Annotated in this window: 1 protein-coding gene; it reads right to left on the minus strand. The window is 46.0% G+C overall.

Going from position 1 to position 1,299, the window contains the following annotated elements:
• Positions 1 to 114: 114 nt before the first annotated feature.
• Positions 115 to 1,299: an elongation factor Tu gene (tuf, locus tag F9Y84_RS21800; protein WP_128732244.1), complete on the minus strand. Its 1,185-nt coding sequence runs from the start codon at positions 1,297 to 1,299 to the stop codon at positions 115 to 117.

Genomic DNA, 1,299 nt, shown 5'->3' on the forward strand with positions numbered 1-1,299 from the left:
TATTGTCAGCGTGCCACTCTCATACTTATATACGTATTACCGTTGATTTCCTATAGGCATTAAAAAAGGCCGCTTTCGCGACCTTTTTTACAGTGTATTGCTACAACCTAAAGCTTATGCTTCGATTGTTGCTACAACACCAGCACCTACTGTACGGCCACCTTCACGGATAGCGAAACGTAGACCTTCGTCCATCGCGATTGGTACGATTAGCTCAACAGTCATCTTGATGTTGTCGCCAGGCATTACCATTTCTACGCCGTCTGGTAGCTGGATGTCACCAGTTACGTCTGTTGTACGGAAGTAGAACTGTGGACGGTAACCTTTGAAGAAAGGAGTGTGACGACCACCTTCATCTTTCGAAAGTACGTATACTTCTGAAGTGAACTTCGTGTGTGGAGTGATTGAACCAGGCTTCGCTAGTACTTGACCACGCTCTACTTCATCACGCTTAGTACCACGTAGTAGTGCACCGATGTTCTCACCCGCACGACCTTCGTCTAGAAGCTTACGGAACATTTCAACACCCGTACAAGTTGTCTTCGTAGTTTCTTTGATACCTACGATTTCAACTTCGTCGTTCACGTTGATGATACCAGCTTCAACACGGCCTGTTACTACTGTACCACGACCCTGGATTGAGAATACGTCTTCGATAGGCATGATGAATGGCTTATCGATGTCACGCTCTGGCTCTGGGATGTAAGAATCTAGTGCTTCTGCAAGCTCAACGATCTTGTCTTCCCACTCTTTCTCACCTTCAAGTGCTTTAAGCGCTGAACCTTGGATTAGAGGTAGATCATCACCTGGGAAGTCGTACTCAGAAAGTAGTTCACGTACTTCCATCTCTACTAGCTCTAGAAGCTCTTCGTCGTCAACCATATCACATTTGTTCATGAATACGATGATGTAAGGTACACCAACCTGACGAGAAAGTAGGATGTGCTCACGTGTTTGAGGCATAGGACCGTCAGTAGCTGCAACTACTAGGATCGCGCCGTCCATCTGTGCAGCACCAGTGATCATGTTTTTAACATAGTCAGCGTGTCCTGGACAGTCTACGTGTGCATAGTGACGAGTTGGTGTGTCATACTCAACGTGTGAAGTTGAGATTGTGATACCACGCTCACGCTCTTCTGGAGCGTTATCGATTGATGCGAAGTCTTTTGCTTCACCACCGTATACTTTTGCAAGTACGTTAGTGATTGCTGCAGTTAGAGTTGTTTTACCGTGGTCAACGTGGCCGATTGTACCTACGTTTACGTGCGGTTTTACGCGTTCAAACTTTTCTTTTGCCAT

The organism is Pseudoalteromonas peptidolytica (genome assembly GCF_012641745.1).
Classification (GTDB): Bacteria; Pseudomonadota; Gammaproteobacteria; order Enterobacterales; family Alteromonadaceae; genus Pseudoalteromonas; species Pseudoalteromonas peptidolytica.

Coding starts and splice junctions, on each gene's coding strand:
- tuf (WP_128732244.1), bottom strand. CDS start 1,299: ATGGCAAAAGAAAAGTTTGAACGCGTAAAACCGCACGTAAACGTAGGT.